General features: G+C 40.7%; 14 protein-coding genes. 8 read left to right on the top strand and 6 right to left on the bottom strand.

The window, feature by feature from the left end; genetic code table 11:
* Positions 1-7: 7 nt before the first annotated feature.
* Positions 8-3,193: a SusC/RagA family TonB-linked outer membrane protein gene (locus VJ786_RS02330; protein WP_336557177.1), complete on the bottom strand. Its 3,186-nt coding sequence runs from the start codon at positions 3,191-3,193 to the stop codon at positions 8-10.
* Positions 3,183-4,517: a TlpA family protein disulfide reductase gene (locus VJ786_RS02325; protein WP_336557176.1), complete on the bottom strand. Its 1,335-nt coding sequence runs from the start codon at positions 4,515-4,517 to the stop codon at positions 3,183-3,185. Before VJ786_RS02325 ends, VJ786_RS02330 begins: the two co-directional genes overlap by 11 nt.
* A gap of 567 nt (positions 4,518-5,084) precedes the next feature.
* Here VJ786_RS02325 and VJ786_RS02320 point away from each other — a divergent pair.
* Complete coding sequence (locus VJ786_RS02320) at positions 5,085-5,360, top strand: helix-turn-helix domain-containing protein (protein WP_336557175.1); 276 nt, start codon at positions 5,085-5,087, stop codon at positions 5,358-5,360.
* Here the strand turns inward: VJ786_RS02320 and VJ786_RS02315 are convergent.
* Both VJ786_RS02315 and VJ786_RS02310 read right to left on the bottom strand, forming a co-directional pair.
* On the bottom strand, positions 5,357-6,226 hold the full coding sequence (locus tag VJ786_RS02315; RefSeq protein WP_336557174.1) for a HEPN domain-containing protein: 870 nt from the start codon (positions 6,224-6,226) through the stop codon (positions 5,357-5,359). The genes VJ786_RS02320 and VJ786_RS02315 overlap by 4 nt on opposite strands.
* Positions 6,227-6,518: 292 nt before the next feature.
* Positions 6,519-6,743, bottom strand: a complete 225-nt coding sequence (locus tag VJ786_RS02310) for a hypothetical protein (protein ID WP_336557173.1) — start codon at positions 6,741-6,743, stop codon at positions 6,519-6,521.
* A 216-nt stretch (positions 6,744-6,959) separates the two neighbouring features.
* Between VJ786_RS02310 and VJ786_RS02305 the strand changes: the two genes are divergently transcribed.
* Positions 6,960-7,502, top strand: coding sequence for a YciE/YciF ferroxidase family protein (locus VJ786_RS02305; protein WP_336557172.1), 543 nt, complete (start codon positions 6,960-6,962; stop codon positions 7,500-7,502).
* Positions 7,503-7,933: 431 nt separating this feature from the next.
* Positions 7,934-8,359: a hypothetical protein gene (locus VJ786_RS02300; RefSeq protein WP_336557171.1), complete on the top strand. Its 426-nt coding sequence runs from the start codon at positions 7,934-7,936 to the stop codon at positions 8,357-8,359.
* A gap of 1,196 nt (positions 8,360-9,555) precedes the next feature.
* On the opposite strand, the gene VJ786_RS02295 is transcribed toward VJ786_RS02300, so the two are convergent.
* Positions 9,556-10,155 (bottom strand): class I SAM-dependent methyltransferase, encoded by a 600-nt coding sequence (locus VJ786_RS02295; RefSeq protein WP_336557170.1) that lies wholly within the window; start codon positions 10,153-10,155, stop codon positions 9,556-9,558.
* Positions 10,156-10,803: 648 nt separating this feature from the next.
* Positions 10,804-11,370 carry a Crp/Fnr family transcriptional regulator gene (locus VJ786_RS02290; protein WP_336557169.1) on the bottom strand — a complete coding sequence of 189 codons (567 nt, stop codon included), beginning with the start codon at positions 11,368-11,370 and terminating at the stop codon, positions 10,804-10,806.
* A 79-nt stretch (positions 11,371-11,449) separates the two neighbouring features.
* On the opposite strand from VJ786_RS02290, the gene VJ786_RS02285 reads away from it, so the two are divergent.
* From VJ786_RS02285 to VJ786_RS02265, 5 genes are read left to right on the top strand one after another with little or no spacing between them, the layout of a single operon-like run.
* Positions 11,450-12,139 carry an HAD family hydrolase gene (locus VJ786_RS02285; RefSeq protein WP_336557168.1) on the top strand — a complete coding sequence of 230 codons (690 nt, stop codon included), beginning with the start codon at positions 11,450-11,452 and terminating at the stop codon, positions 12,137-12,139.
* 2 nt (positions 12,140-12,141) lie between these two features.
* Entirely contained in the window at positions 12,142-12,768 is a 627-nt protein-coding gene (locus VJ786_RS02280; protein WP_336557167.1) for a CatA-like O-acetyltransferase, read from the top strand.
* 57 nt (positions 12,769-12,825) lie between these two features.
* Positions 12,826-14,049 (top strand): DUF8464 domain-containing protein, encoded by a 1,224-nt coding sequence (locus VJ786_RS02275; RefSeq protein WP_336557166.1) that lies wholly within the window; start codon positions 12,826-12,828, stop codon positions 14,047-14,049.
* A gap of 9 nt (positions 14,050-14,058) precedes the next feature.
* The gene (locus tag VJ786_RS02270) at positions 14,059-14,397 is read left to right on the top strand and encodes a plasmid mobilization protein (protein WP_336557165.1); all 339 of its coding nucleotides are present in this window, start codon (positions 14,059-14,061) and stop codon (positions 14,395-14,397) included.
* Positions 14,391-15,491 carry a relaxase/mobilization nuclease domain-containing protein gene (locus VJ786_RS02265; protein ID WP_336557164.1) on the top strand — a complete coding sequence of 367 codons (1,101 nt, stop codon included), beginning with the start codon at positions 14,391-14,393 and terminating at the stop codon, positions 15,489-15,491. Before VJ786_RS02270 ends, VJ786_RS02265 begins: the two co-directional genes overlap by 7 nt.
* Positions 15,492-15,508 lie beyond the last annotated feature (17 nt).

Below are 15,508 nucleotides of genomic sequence, written 5' to 3'. Positions count from 1 at the left end.
AATAATCCTAAAAATCGATCCTCATACCAAATGTCCAGTACCTCAGGGCCTTCTGGTTGGGATGGTCCGGGTCCAGCTTCTTCCCGCTGCTCTTCCACAGCATCCCAACATTTTCAATATGTCCGAACAGTGCCACTGTACCGGGGATTTCCCTTGTTTGGAAACGGTACTGTGCCCGAATGTCCTGGATCCGTATATGGTCACCGGGCTCCACCAGAATGGCCGAGTTCGTATAGAACAGGACCTCGTTATTATCCCTTACCGTCGGCATGGAGGGGACCTGTGTGTAAAGTTCATCGCCTGGGACCTTCCAACGCTCTGAAAAATCCCCATGCGCCCTGGTCGCCGTGAACAGATGGTTATAATTGACGGACTCCCTACGGTACCAATATCCTAACCGGTAGGAAAGTCCGATTGCAAGGCTCATGTTGGAATAGATGAATTCCTGTCGCAGGGATCCGAACATCCTTGGCCTGGAGGTCCCAACAAAGAGCAGGTCCTCCAACTTTGAGGACTGGATAATCTTTCTATGATCACCCGAAACCTCCCCATTGATCATGCCCAGCGGTCTACCATTATCGGAATCAAGACCACTCCAATGGTACGCGAAGATACTGTGGATGGGCCTACCGACAACGGGGAAGCTCCCTATCTGGCCCGCGGAAAGGACACTTGTCACCGGATGTTCCAGCGTGTAATGGGTGACCTCATCCCTATTGTAGGAGAACATGAAGGAAGTGGTCGAGGAGGCCTTTGCACTGATCGGGAACCTACCCTTCAGGGAGATATCGGTCCCCCAGGTCTTTGTACCCGCGGTATTGCCATAGAAGCTGAAAATTCCGGAAGACGTTGGGAAATCTATGCTGCCCAGCAGGTCCCTTCCAATTTTCCTATATGAATCCAGGGTCACGTCGAGTTTCCCCCCTAAAAGTACCATATCTATCCCAATATTGCTTATTGCCACACGTTCCCATCTCAGTTCGGGATTTGCCGGATTCATAATGGTCGAATAGGGCAGCCCAGTGTGGTCGGCTGTCACGGGACTTCTCTGAGCGACCATCAGGGAGGAAAGGGAATTATCCACATTCCCCGTATGTCCATAGCTCAAACGAAGTTTCATACCGGAAAAAAGGTGGCTCAAGGGACGGAAGAAATCCTCCCTATCCAGTGACCAAGCAGCAGAAAGGGAGAACAATGGAATGCCCTTCTGATTGCTCCGGACCCCGAAAATATTACTGCGGTCCAATCTGGCACTGGCATTGAACAGATATCTGTCCTTCAGGTAATATCCCAATGTGGAATAATAGGAAAGGAACCTATCCGTCAGGTCCGATCCGGAATCCTGATAGGGAATCCTCCTGGAGAACGGACTGCTGTACTGCTTATAGTTGACAAGATAGTTCACCGGACCACTTACATGGTGCTCGGGATCATATCCGTAGAGGCGGTATGAATCGGTCCGTGAATTTGCATCGGACACCTCGCCTCCGACCAGGATGTTAAACCGATGGTCTTCCCAGTCCTTATCATATTGTAGCTGGGTACGGAGATTATGGGAACTCCCGTTCCCGTACCTGCCATCAAGGATCCCTCCCTGTGGAATTCCATACTGCAGCTGTCCGCCGTTAAGGAAGGTATAGTTGTTCACCATGTCCCGTGCATAATAGCTCTGGGGACCATAGAGGCTCTTCCCGGAGGACCAGCTCCCTAACCAGCGATAGTCTGCCGATAGCTTCAGACCGCTGAGCAGTTCAAGGTCTGCATTCAGGGAGGCCCTGAGCATTCTGTCGTTGGTCCTGAACTGGAGGTGTTCCACATCCGAAAGGGGGACATATTCCCAGTCCAAAAGCCCTTGCTGCAGCGCAGATTCCAGGAATTTTCTACGGTAGCTCCTCGTTACTGCCAAGGGATCGCCCTCGGGTGACCTCAGGACCGCATAGGGATATATGGAGGTCGAACCGAAACGCAGATCGACAGGGATCCTATTTGGCCTATCACCCGCCCTTTGGGTAAAACCTATCCCGGGCGTAATGGTAATCCGATCCTTCCATACCTTGATCTGCTGGTTGAATGTCAGGTTGAGCCGGTCGTTGGAATTCCCCTGCAGGTTCTCCCTGTTCCTATCGTAGCCCAGGGAAACCATGCCCGCATTACCCCTGCCGGAAAAGGAATGGGAAACTGCATATTGCTGGCGCATTTCAGGCCGGTACACTTCCTTCATCAGGTCCTTACGGACATCATGTGCGCCCAGTTCCATGAGCGAAAGGTCAAGCTGATCGGCGCTGATCAGACCTTCACGGTGAGCGATCATAAGTTCGACCGCGGGGGATAGAGGCGTATTGCTCTGGGATGACTCCTGGGAACGGTAATATCCATTTTCAAAAAGTCTTTTTTCCATATCTATGAACTCGGGGCTTGTCATTCTGGCATTGTAGAAAAGATCGACTGGATCCGATATACCCAGGTTCATGGAAGCATTGAATTTATTGGATTGTCCAATTATCCCTTTTTTACTCTTTATCACGATGACCCCATTCCCTGCCCGCGCTCCCCAGATTGCTGCAGCTGCAGCATCCTTGAGCACGGTGATACTCTGGACATCCTGGGGGTTTATATCAGAAATATCCCCTTCGTAGGGAAAATTGTCCAGGATCACCAATGGTTCGGAATTGGCGAACAGGGTGGATTTCCCACCTATGGAAATGCTCTGCCGCTGTAGGACGTCCAGCTTGTTGAATATCAATCCCGGGACCGCATCACGGAGCCTGGACAGGATATTCGGATCTGGGTTCTTATCCAGCTCGGCCCTGGAAACAACAGCTACGGATCCCGTGACATCCTTTTTGGAGAGCTCCTGGTACCCGGAACTGACCACAACCTCCTCCAGCTGCTCTACCAATGGTTCCAGTAATATGGTCAGATCTGTTCCATCCGCATCCGAAAAAACATGTTCCTTTGGATGGTGGGCAATATCTGTCACCCTGATCCTATCACCGGTCCGAACCCTCAGGTGGAATGCTCCAACGGAATCGGTCATAGTTCTTTTTCCGTTATGCAGGACAACGGCCTGTGGGATGGGAACGTGGCTGGATGCATCCAGTACGACTCCCCGTAGGAGTTGCTGGGAATTGGCGTTCTGGCACATACCCAGAAAAATAAGGAACAGGAATACTATTATATCTTTAGTTTTCATCTTGATCTTTTTTGGGGTTATCACTGATCACAAGGATCTGTAGGGGCCTTTTCTCCTTAATGAACCGGATTCCATATTCCCTCAGGGAATCATTGACCTTATTTATATCCGACATCTGGGTGGATAGTTCGATATCGATAAGATCCGGATACTGGAAATCCGCGATCAAAGGCTCCGTACTGGATTGCATGAAATAGTCCTTCATCATTGAAAAAAAACCGTTGAGGGAGATCCGCTCAAGCGAGATCCCGAACATATCAAATTTTGTGCGGGTGTTAAGTGACCTGGTCCGGTGGCCATCCAGCCTGTTTCTATCCATGATCTTCAGCACCCAACAGTCCATGTCCCTGATCTCTTCATGGGCGGTATATTGGGGAAAGATCCTGGCCAGATCCTGCTTCATGATCTCATAGAACCGGTCCCCTAGGGCAGGGCCGACCGAAAGTTCATAATTATAGACGTTCCCTGCCTCTATCCACTCCTTTGCATCGAGGCCCGAGTCCGTATGTATCAGCTTTGATCGATCGGCAACATCAAGAACCACCCGGTTCAGCTGGTAATAGGTGTTCCTCCCAGCACCGTAGGCCACCTGGTAGAACCATGGTATGTATATGTTCAGAAAGCTCAGCCTTCCTCCATTTTCACTTGGGATGATCCCTTTGGTACTACCATATCCCAAGGAGGGATTATACGGTCCGAAGACGGAATGGTATGCTATAAACTCCTTACCTCCACCATTCCCATCAACATAGAGAAGACCATTCTCATCATACCTATGTGTAATTGCCTTCTCCTTTTTTTTGAACTTTATTCCTTCCCAGTCATTCTCTAGCATCCTTTGAATATTTTCCCGGGTCAATTGGTCTGCCTCCAACGCTCCTTTATAGATCCCTTTATGTATGATCACATAATTTGGGATCAGCCTTGTTGGAAAGGTCCTGTGAAGGATACTGTCTCCCCATACGGTCCAGGATGGGCATAGACCCTGATCTGATGACTGTCTATCCAGAAATCCTTTTAGAGTTTCCCGATCTTCCCTGCTAACCAGAACAAACATCAATCGGTCCTTGTATTCCTGCTGGATCTCCATGTTCTTTGGTATGGCGGCAACACATGGTGCGCACCATGTGGCCCAGAAATCCAGGACCACAAGCTCAGTATTCGCGATTTCCCCCAGCGACATTCTGGAATTTCCGCTAGGATGGTTAACCAGGTCCACAGAAATGTTCCAGATTGGTTCCGGTAGGTGTGCACCTTCAGAGATCTCCAATCGCTGAATTTCCCCGTTCGCTTGATTTGAACGGATCTGCTGGGCATTTAACACATTTACAAAGCAGATTAACGTTGGTACTATTAGGGATAATTTCCACTTAATACATAGACGGGTTATGAGTCGAGTGAAAATAAATGGATATGAAAGCAAATGCATATATCTTAAATGCTTTCGAGCTGAATAAAAAAAATAAGTTTTCATAATTGGTAATATTTCCTTTGGACACTGTTCTGTTGATCAGAACGGCACCAAAGAATTTTAAGAAATAATAGTCGAAAGAAATTATTGATCTGTCCAGTTTAGGACTAAGACTAATATCATTCAGGAGGTGAGATCACCAACCTATTAAGGTCGTAGATCAGATATAATGAATCTGATCTGTACTGACAGAAAAGGCCGCTCCTTTGTCCCATGGTTGGGCGTGAGAAACTACGCGTCCACAAACCAAAGGAGGCCTCTCCTGAATTTTTTATAGGGAAATGTAAGTTTATAATATTCATTCAAATTGGTTCTAGGTTTCTCACGCCTGACCAATGAATGTTTAACAAAGATATTAATAATTAATTTTTATTCCAAATTTGGAATAACAAATTCGTTTTTTTAAATGTCTATTTGTTTATGCCTGAACAATACATTGACAAACAGATATTAGAATTAATTAGAAATAAACTCTGGGAGACTGCGAAAATAAAGGATATCACACTTGAAGATATTGAAGATAGAACTGGGTTTAGTTACAGTCAGGTATATAGAATAGTTAGAGGAAAAAATAACATTTCAGTTAGTGGTCTAATTGCAGTATGTAAAGCTTTAGAACTTCAGCCAAATGAATTATTTAATTTTGAAATAGATATGCCTAAGTATATTTCAACACGCAAAAAAAGAAGAAGCTAAGCTCTCAAACTTTTTATTTTCATTTTTGAATACTTAATCACCAATTTTTCTAATATTTCCACTTTATTTATTAACATTTGGAGATCAGATTTGTCTATAAAGAAATCTGATTTGTATCTAGCATCTATATAACTTTTTTGAAGAATATTAAATAATCTAATTTCTTCTGAGGTAGGTGGAAAACAAAACGCATTATTAATATCTTCTGAAATTGACTTTGTGTAGTTTCTATATTCTTTTATACTATGTGTTTTTGGTTTGTAACCCGTAAATATCAAACCTAATCCGGCAAATAACCTTTCTACTGTTTGATGTAGTAAAAACAACACCTCATTTAATTTATATCCCTTAGAAATAGAGGATTCAAAAATTAATTTTGCATGATCTAACATTCTACTCCCACTTTCCACCCAATTCTCGTAATAAAATTGAGCATTCTCAATTTGCTGTGGAATTGAAAGAGGGTTTGTAGAAATAAAACCTGTCCTAAACGTGTCATATAATAATATTCCATTCTTAATTATATCACTAAAAAAATATTGACCTCTTTCTAGCCCATAATTTATATGATCAATTTCATGGACCAAAGGATTTACAGGATGTTTAAATTTCCCTGTTCTATTTTCAATACGGTTTTTTATTTCAAATTCTTGAAGTTTAGATCCATTTGTTACAACTAAAAAATCAAAATCGCTTCGATAACTATAGGTTGCTCCTCCTTCTAGATATTCATCATCCACCCAGTCCCCTCTAGCAAAACTCCCGAATAAGATCACTTTTTCAGGTAAAGCCACATCCTTAATGATTTCAAGAATTTCCAAAATCTGTTCCCTTTTATCCAATGGTAAATGAGCTAATTTTTCCATGTTATAAATTTAATAATTAAAAAGATACCACATTTTGTAATAATTCCACAAAATGTTAAGAAAGTATAGGCGTCCTGCTATCTAATTTCAATATTAGAGCTATTCATAATTAATATTTTCGAAATGGGATGGCTGAAGGAGGGAAGTTAAATTTTAAGGAAAGTTTAATAAAACGGATATTAAACCATTTATGCAAATTATTTAAGATAATAAGGATTCCTTATCCATTCGAATTGAATAATAAAATATGCAGGTTTATAATTCCAATAAAAAGGTTGAGGCAAGATAAAAATTATTCCACTCCAAAAGTTATCACAAATACGAGATGGTCTGAATCGGCAGTAACCATATGAGAATCCTCCAATTTATGATCAAGATATTCAATGTGATTATATCCATATTCTTGCTGCAGGTCTTTTGAGATTATATTGATCTGACTTTGAAGGTATGATAGACCACCCTGCTCCAAGAATATATGGTTGGGTATAGTCATCCTAGCCGTGATGGTGTTTTTCATTCCAGAAATATAGGAATAATCCTGAATTAATGAAGTCAATAAATCGCAATATGACAATCGCGTAATTACAATTTATCAAAACACACATTTAATGTTCCGCACGAATGATTGGCTGAAAATTAAAATTGCAGATATCTATCGTTCAAAATAAAAAAAAATAAAACTACAAAGGATGGTTAGTGTTTACTATTAAAAAGACAATCTAATTTTAAAATTATGGCTACAACAAAAAAAAGTCCTACCAACGAAACAAAAGTTAAAGCAAAAGCAGATGCAGCAAAAGATCTTCAAGGCCTTTTTGAGGATGGCCTGAAAGATATCTATTGGGCAGAGAAGGCATTGGTGAAAGCTCTACCTAAAATGGAAAAAAATGCTACAGCTAAAGAATTGAAATCAGCGGTGCAATCCCATCTAGAAGAAACCAAGGAACACGTTTCCAGGTTGGAAGAAGTTTTTAAATCCATAGGTAAGAAGGCCTCGGCAGAAAAATGCGATGCAATGGCTGGTCTATTGGAGGAAAGTGAGGGAATAATGAAGGAAACTGAGGTGGGACCCGTTAGGGACGCAGGTATAATAGCTTCTTCACAGAAGGTTGAACATTACGAAATAGCTACTTATGGGACTTTGGCTGCATTTGCCAAGGTGCTAGGGCACAAGGAAGCAGTGAAATTACTTTTGGCCACACTAAAGGAGGAAAAAGCTTGCGATAAAAATCTCACGGCTTTGGCGGACACAAACCTTAACAGTAAAGCGGATTAAATAATCTATTCTATAATTATTCATCTCAGAACCACTCTTCGGAGTGGTTTTTTTATTTTTGGAATAAAAAATATTGGATTTACTACGTTGTAAAAATTTCCTTCAGATAAATATTTTGGGAACCATAGAATGTAATGAAATAGAGCCCCCGAAAAAGGGAAAATCCTGTTTAATGCTATCCATAGCAAATACTACCATGGGTCCCTAGCAGAATAAAAAAACGCTAATGTTTTCCGGCCCAGTAATAATTCGACCCTTATAACTCAAACAAACAAGCCTACGATCGAGTAATGTAGGCTTGCGAACCAATTTACCCAACGGCAGGGTGACTAATATTATCAGGTTAAAGCTAACCAAAAAAAATTAAATTACATGTTGTCTTTTGAAATTAGTCAAATGGAATTATTGGGAAGATATACTTTCAAAAAAAGATGGCACCATTGTACCATCTTGAAACAATTACTATAATTACAATGGAAAAGTCATCGATTATATATAGTACAACGGAAAATCCCAAAAGTTCAAAAAAATATAAAACAATTCCTTTTGGTTTTTGTATAATACACAACGTTAAATCATATCTAACTAAAACGTTAATTCTTCTGATAAAAATTATGGCTTTATACAAATGTGTTATGGAGTTATTAAATCTTGAACACGTTATCCTGAACAGGGTATATCACAATATGAGTTTACTTGATCTGGAGGTTTATCCGGAATTTAAACAATCTCTATCAAGGCTATTAAAGAAGTCCAAGATTGCATCAAAGAAAAAGGAGACAGATAAGTTGCTAAATTATCCATATGAATTTGAAATAACCCCATTGGGAAAAATACAATTGCTTTCTATACTCTAGGATCGGTACTTTACTATATCTTAGGGGAAACTGAGGATTTTGCCAAATATGCATGGAGCCGACGGATAATGATTTGATAAAGATTTCTCTATATACTCCTTTAAATAATCTCCCCTTGATCTCTAAAGAATATCTAGTGAGATTTATAATAATCTCATCGTTAAAATTCCATTCATTTTCTTCTCCGGAGTGTATTCTTATGTCAGGCAATTTTGTAGTCTATTTAATAGGAATTCCCGAGAGAACTTCAATGGTGGGCCGATTGCTTATTCCGATATCCATTAGGGATATGGACCGGATTAACTTCCTTTGGTCAACTGGCAGGATGGTGAACTGATAAAGGAAAATTTTATTGGAAACGATACCAGCTACCTTGGAAAATGTATGACCAATGATTTTAGAAAACATAACCACCGATATAAGTCAAAGGATTCTTTATGTACTTTGCATTGGGATTACAAAAAAACAACAAAAATATAATACCATTAAAATTCCTGCTGAAAGACGGAATTTACCATAGGATACGTGGTTTGCAAAACGTTCGAACGCCAAGATGGCCAGATGGGCCTCAGAAAGATACCTATCGGAGAGCAATAAACCAAACGGCCCGCTATAAACATAAATACAGAACCGAAAAAATATTACGGAATATCAATATTTATCTTTAGAATGACGAAAATAATTTCCGCTCCAGCCATATTTTGTTTACTTTTGTTGGAGGAAACAAATCTGGGACCTGATCTGGTTTCGGTAAGACCTCCAAAACCGGCCAATAATGGAAAATAACGAACAGAAGGAAAAAATGATCGATTTGATATCGATTGTATTTGTAATCGTTTTATTGATAATAATCATTTTGGTCATTCAGATTATTTCAAACCATCTAAACTCTACCGAGGACTATTTTTAACCTATTAATAGGTATCGTTTAAATCGAGGAATTAACTTAGATAAAGGATGTGGCTCAAGCGCACTGACCGGTTTTTCACGGATATGCTATGCCCCTCGATTACAATCAAGCACCTTTCAATAAATCCAAAAAGAGCATAAACAGAAGGTACACACACGAATAAGGGATCACTAATCATCTTTTCATCAAAGGAGGAGCTCTAAATTAGAAGAATTGTCCTCTGGAATGAAATAACAATCTTATGATCTATAAGGTCATGTATTATATAACTCCCTCATTTCCTTCACTATTTTTTGCATTTTATCAAATAAAATGGGTAATTTTCATTCACCTCGGTTACTTCAATCAGTCCATATCTCCCAAATTCCTCCTGTATTGTCTCTCTATCGTAAAAGAACATCGTTACTCCGCCAAACATTCCATAACGATCTTTGCTGATATATTTACCTTGACCGTATGTATGGGCTTCTTTCGTAATGGTAGTAAATACCATAAGCCCTCCTTGGATTAGTTGGTCATAGCAACCCGCTATTAGAGCGGCTCTTTCCTTACTGTTCAACAAATGAATTAACGCATGGCAAAATATACCATCATATTGGATGGTATCGAAAGGCATTTCAGTTACAGAACCGTGATGAATGACCATTCCGCTTCCGTAGTGTTTCCTTGCTAGATCAATAGCAGTTTGGGATATTTCTATGCCGGTCACATCTATTCCGATCTGTTTGAAAACTTGGGCATTTCGTCCGTAGCCGATACCGGGAATAAGCAAATTCCTCACACAATTTTCTTTAAAATAATCTCTGGTTATCAGAGCAGACCTGGCAGGTTCAAAGCCCCACATTTCCTGCTTATCAATAAAGTGTTCTTCCCAAAATTCTTTCATATCGTTGCTATAACTTTATGGTTTATTTACTATTATGTCCAACATCCGCCCATTTAAATTATATATTCCTAATTTAGGATTTTATCATCAATCCTTGAATAGCACCACTGCAAATATTTCATGAAAACGAATAATAACTTCACGGTGGATTAATACTTACCACAATGATAAAAAAAGGCATGAAAATATTTTTTTGGTATGGTGATAGAAAGCTGGAAAAAGTAGGTTTACCAAAAAGTTACTTTTAATCGTTAGAGATATACTAACTTAAAAAGACCGCTTGGGAGAAAAATGGAAAGTTCAGGTTATATGTAGGATTAAAGTAAATGGAAAGTATGCAGGATTCAGCACTTAGCTGAATATTCCCACAAAGAATCGGATTCCCTTATGAAAAAAACTTGTTATTTGACAAGCCTTACCTTTTTTAAAGCTTTTTTACCGAAGGGGTTCCGCATGGTATCCTGGTAAAAAAGTAAGGAAAAGGAAATCGCACAATGCAGATTTATGCCAATATATCTGACTAAAATATCAGCAATGTTATTTTAAAGAAATTGTAGAGATTTAACGGGTGGTTATTCTCTTTTTTGGACCTTCAAAATTATCCCGGAGACCGTCCAAAGAAATCGGCCGTTTTTTGGATCTCCTAAATCATTCCGAAAGACCTTTGAACGCCCTGTTAAGACTTCTTACTGTAATACCGAGATATGAAGCGATATCCTCTTTTGACATGTGCATGTCCTGTTTGGATAGTAGCTCCAAGAGTTTAGCCAAGCTATGCTCTATGGTATACAATTGTTGGAATGAAGCCCGACTTGCCGTATTGATTATACGTTCCGCAAAAGCATCTAGTAACAGATTGTTAAGTTTTATGTCATTCTTTATTAGTTCCGCAAAATATCCAGGAGATACAGCATAAACCGTTACGTCCGTCATTGCTTCGATATTGCAAAGACTAACGATTTTTCTGATAAATTCAATTTCGCCAATGATTTCGCCCTTGCCTAAAAACTCCAGTATATATTCTTTGCCGTTGTCTTCCGTAAAAAAGCATTTGACGACACCCTCTTTGATAAACATAACTTTAGTTGCCCTTTCATTTTGAAAGAACAACTTCTGCCCTTTGGAATATTGCTTTTCCATAATATTTTCCCTACGTTGCTGATTATCGTAAAGCTCTTTCACATACCCTAAAAAAGTTTGGTTAGTTCGCAACATATATCGGTCGGGACAAATGTCCTTTTTTTAGTTTTTCAGTTTGTTGATTTTTGCATTTCAATAATACAAAAGTAAATAAATGAAAGACAGTATAAAAACAATAGCATTCGACGGAGACGACACTTTATGGATGAACGAGCCATACTTTCAGGAAGCGGAAAAACAATTCTGCGAATTGCTTGAAAACTATCTGCCCCAGCATTCGGTATCGCAGGAACTGTTTAATACCGAAATGAAGAACCTGAGCCTCTATGGCTACGGAGTGAAAGGTTTTATGCTGTGTATGATGGAAACCGCTAGCCGTGTTTCCAACCGAACTGCTTCATTGGAACTGATTGATAAAATCATAGCCAATAGACAGGAACTTCTACAAAAACCTATCGAACTACTGCAGGGCGTGCCCAGAACGCTGGAACAGTTGAAAGGCAGGTTTAGGTTGATATTAGCCACCAAGGGTGATTTATTAGACCAGGAACGTAAACTGCAAAGATCTGGATTGGAGGACTATTTTGATCATATCGAAATAATGAGCGATAAAAAGGTGAGCGATTATCAAAAGCTGTTAAAAAATTTGGACTGCAGGCCGGAAAATTTCCTGATGTTGGGCAATTCCATTAAATCGGATATACTGCCTGTTCTGGAATTGGGCGGATACGGCGGACACATTCCCTACCATGTGACATGGACATACGAACAGCATGAACATAATTTGAAACACGTTAATTTTGTGGAACTGAAGAGCATTGACGGAATCCTGAACTATTTGTAGATATGAAAACATTGATTGACATTGAACAGTGGAACAGAAAGGAACATTTCCTATTCTTTTCCCAATTTGAAGAACCGTTTTTTGGCGCAACGGTTAACATTGACTGCACACAGGCATATAAAACCGCCAAAGAAAAGGGAAATTCCTTTTTTCTATACTATTTATTCAGAGCATTAAGGGCCGCCAACGAAATAGAAAATTTCCGTTACAGGATCCACGACAGGCAGGTGTATCTCTTTGACAGTATAGATGCATCGCCTACCATCAACCGACCAAATGGCACTTTTGGCTTTGCCTATATGGATTACTACAAGGACGAAATCGATTTTTATGCAGCAGCACTTAAAGAGATTGAACGAGTACAGCAGTCCAACAATTTAATCCCTGCTGTTTCTGGCGAAGGTGTCATCCACTTTTCGGCCATTCCATGGATAGACTTCACAGCCCTCTCCCACGCCAGAAGTTTCTCCTACCCTGACAGTTCGCCGAAAATTTCCTTTGGAAAAGTAACAGAGGATAACGGACGAAAAACAATGCCTGTTTCCATTCATGGACATCACGGATTGATGGATGGCAACCACATAGGGCTTTTTGTGGAAAGGGTCCAGGAATTATGGAATGAAGAATAGATCCGGTTTATAACTCTATAGTGAAAAGACTGTAGACAAACCACGGCCCACTCTAATTTGTGGGCCGTTTCTTTACTGGCCCGATATAAAGCTCAGGAGGATGCCTTGGCTGAAAGTTCCAGACAAGCTTATGCACGTATCTCTTGTCGAAGGGTATATGACATTATTCTTGTAAAGAAAGATGAATCTATAGGTTTGAAAATGATCCGATATTCTATTCCACCAAAATCCCCCTATACAAACCCAGGAAATAAAAATCAGATATACTTTCCAACGGTGTATTATTCCATTGGACCCATTGCCGATTTTATATATGTATTCCAGATTTGGAATCTGATCCTGAAATTAGACCGTTGTAACTCAGATGCTGAAATGGAACCTTCAAACCCACATGACATCCTTGATCAGATCCGGGATTTGGATCTGGTGGATTACCTTGCCAGTTGTGGAATATCTCCACAGAGGATCAGGGGAAATGATTTTTGGTATCTCTCACCACTACGCCATGAAACCGAAGCGTCCTTCAAGATCAACAGGAAATTGAACCGTTGGTATGATTATGGAATCGGAAAAGGTGGCAATCTCATTGATTTTGCTATCATCCATCAGGGCACGAGCATTAAAGAACTCATAAAAAACATTTCCGGCTCAGGTAATTTACGCCCGCATCGGATAGCTTTTCCCGAGACACAGCACCATGCTGATCATAAAATGGAAATCATTGGTAACGTATCTCTACGTTCAGATAGTTTAATGAGGTATATCCAGGAAAGAAGGGTATCGATTTCGATCGCTGATGAATATTGTAGGGAGATAACCTTTAGGGTACGCGACAGATCCTATCTCGGAATTGGATTCGCCAATGACCATGGCGGTCTCGAACTCAGGAATCCGTATTTCAAGGGAAGTAGTTCTCCAAAGGATATCACCAGTATATTATCAGGTAACAAAGAGGTCATGGTGTTCGAAGGATTCATGGATTTCCTGACATTTCGGACACTGAACCGTGGAATAGGCCCAGATTCAGTAGATTTCGTTGTACTCAACGGTATTTCCCTATTTGGGAGGGCTTTACCGAAGTTCAAAGCCCATGAAAAAGTCTCCCTTTTTCTAGATAATGATCCTCCTGGAAAGAACCTTACCCAATATGCTGTCTCCCTTGACCCTAAGTTCAATGACCAGAGCGGGCTTTATGATGGACATAAGGACCTGAATGATTGGGCGAGCAAAATCGGTCTAAAACCATACAGAACAACCAGAAGATTGATCCACAGGCAATAAATATCAGTTATGAAAAATGAGAAGAATTTAAGGACAAAGAGACTGCTACTTTATTTTACACATGAGGAATTCATGAAGATCAAGAATAGACAACAAAACTCAACCTGTCCAAATATGGGAGTTTACTTCAGAAAACTGCTTTTTTCCAACCGGATCGTTTCCACATATAGGAACCGATCCCAGGATGATATCCTACATGAGGTCTCCCAGGTGCGAAAGAACCTAGAACTGCTGTATGTGCGGATCGGTCAAACAGAAGTGGAGGACACCATAGGAATCCTTCAAATCCTGAGAGAAGAACTATTTTCCCTTGATTCGGCTGTTGAGAAAATGTTGGAGGTATGGTAGCATTGATATACGAATTAAAGGGAACAACGGAGATCCTATTATATAATGAAAAAAAAGTGGCATTGGATAGGGCGGACTATATCCTAGCGGGAAATTTTCCCTTAGGAACGCAATCGCTTGATCTGGGATTAAAGAATAAATACCTGGCCAGACGATGTTCCCTCAATGAGAATGTGCTGTTACCGGCTGTACATATCATCCTGAATTTCCATCCAAGTGATCTTTCCAGAATTGACCAGCACCAGCTGGCCATCTGCTGGAAATTCATGGAAGCCGTAGGATTTGGAAAACAACCATACCTCGCATATAGACATCGAGACACCCAGAATCCCCATATACATATTGTAACAACCAATATACTGGCAAATGGTAGAAGGATAAGAATGCATAGGATAGGTCTGCTAAAATCAGATCCTGCACAGAGGGAAATTGAACGGATCTTTGGACTTGTAAGGGCAAAGCAGACAACACCCCTCATTCGGCAATCAGACACCAATAACATCCAGGAATTGGATTACGGAAAAGTTCCAACAAAACTATCCATTGAACGTACCACTGCCCATCTGATGGAAAGATATAGCTTTGGCGACCTTCGTGAATGGAACACACTGCTCAAGACCTTTGGCATAAAGTGCAGTTTGCTCCAACCATCCGAAAAAAGGTCCTCTACCGGCCTTCTATATTTCATAACCAACAGAAATGGTGTCTCCCTGAGCGTAGGCATTCCCGCATCAAGACTTAAAAACCGACCAACACTGGCTTCACTGGAGGAAATATTCCGTGCCCATGGAGAGCAGGTAGGATCATCGCTGAGCAGGATCAGAGTAGTTCTTGGAGAGCAGGCACTGTTGCCTGAAAACGACAGGAAAATAGAAGATGCTCTTCTTCAACAAGGGATCCAGCTGATTAATAATGCAGCAACCCCAACGGATACGATATTCATAGACCACCTACAATGCTGTACTATTAGCATATCACGTTTGCAGCAGCCGTTCCTAAGGGACATCATAATAAAAGGAATTCCATCTCAATGTACCGCCCAAAAGCAATCCAATAGGGAACGGACTCTACGAATTCACGGACCAAAAAGGTGAAGTAACCGTTTCGTCCC

Origin of the sequence: Sphingobacterium tenebrionis, assembly GCF_037126265.1 — a bacterium.
GTDB classification, from domain to species: domain Bacteria; phylum Bacteroidota; class Bacteroidia; order Sphingobacteriales; family Sphingobacteriaceae; genus Sphingobacterium; species Sphingobacterium tenebrionis.
Note: the sequence above shows the minus strand (reverse complement) of the source record. Positions and strands in the feature narration are given on the sequence as shown.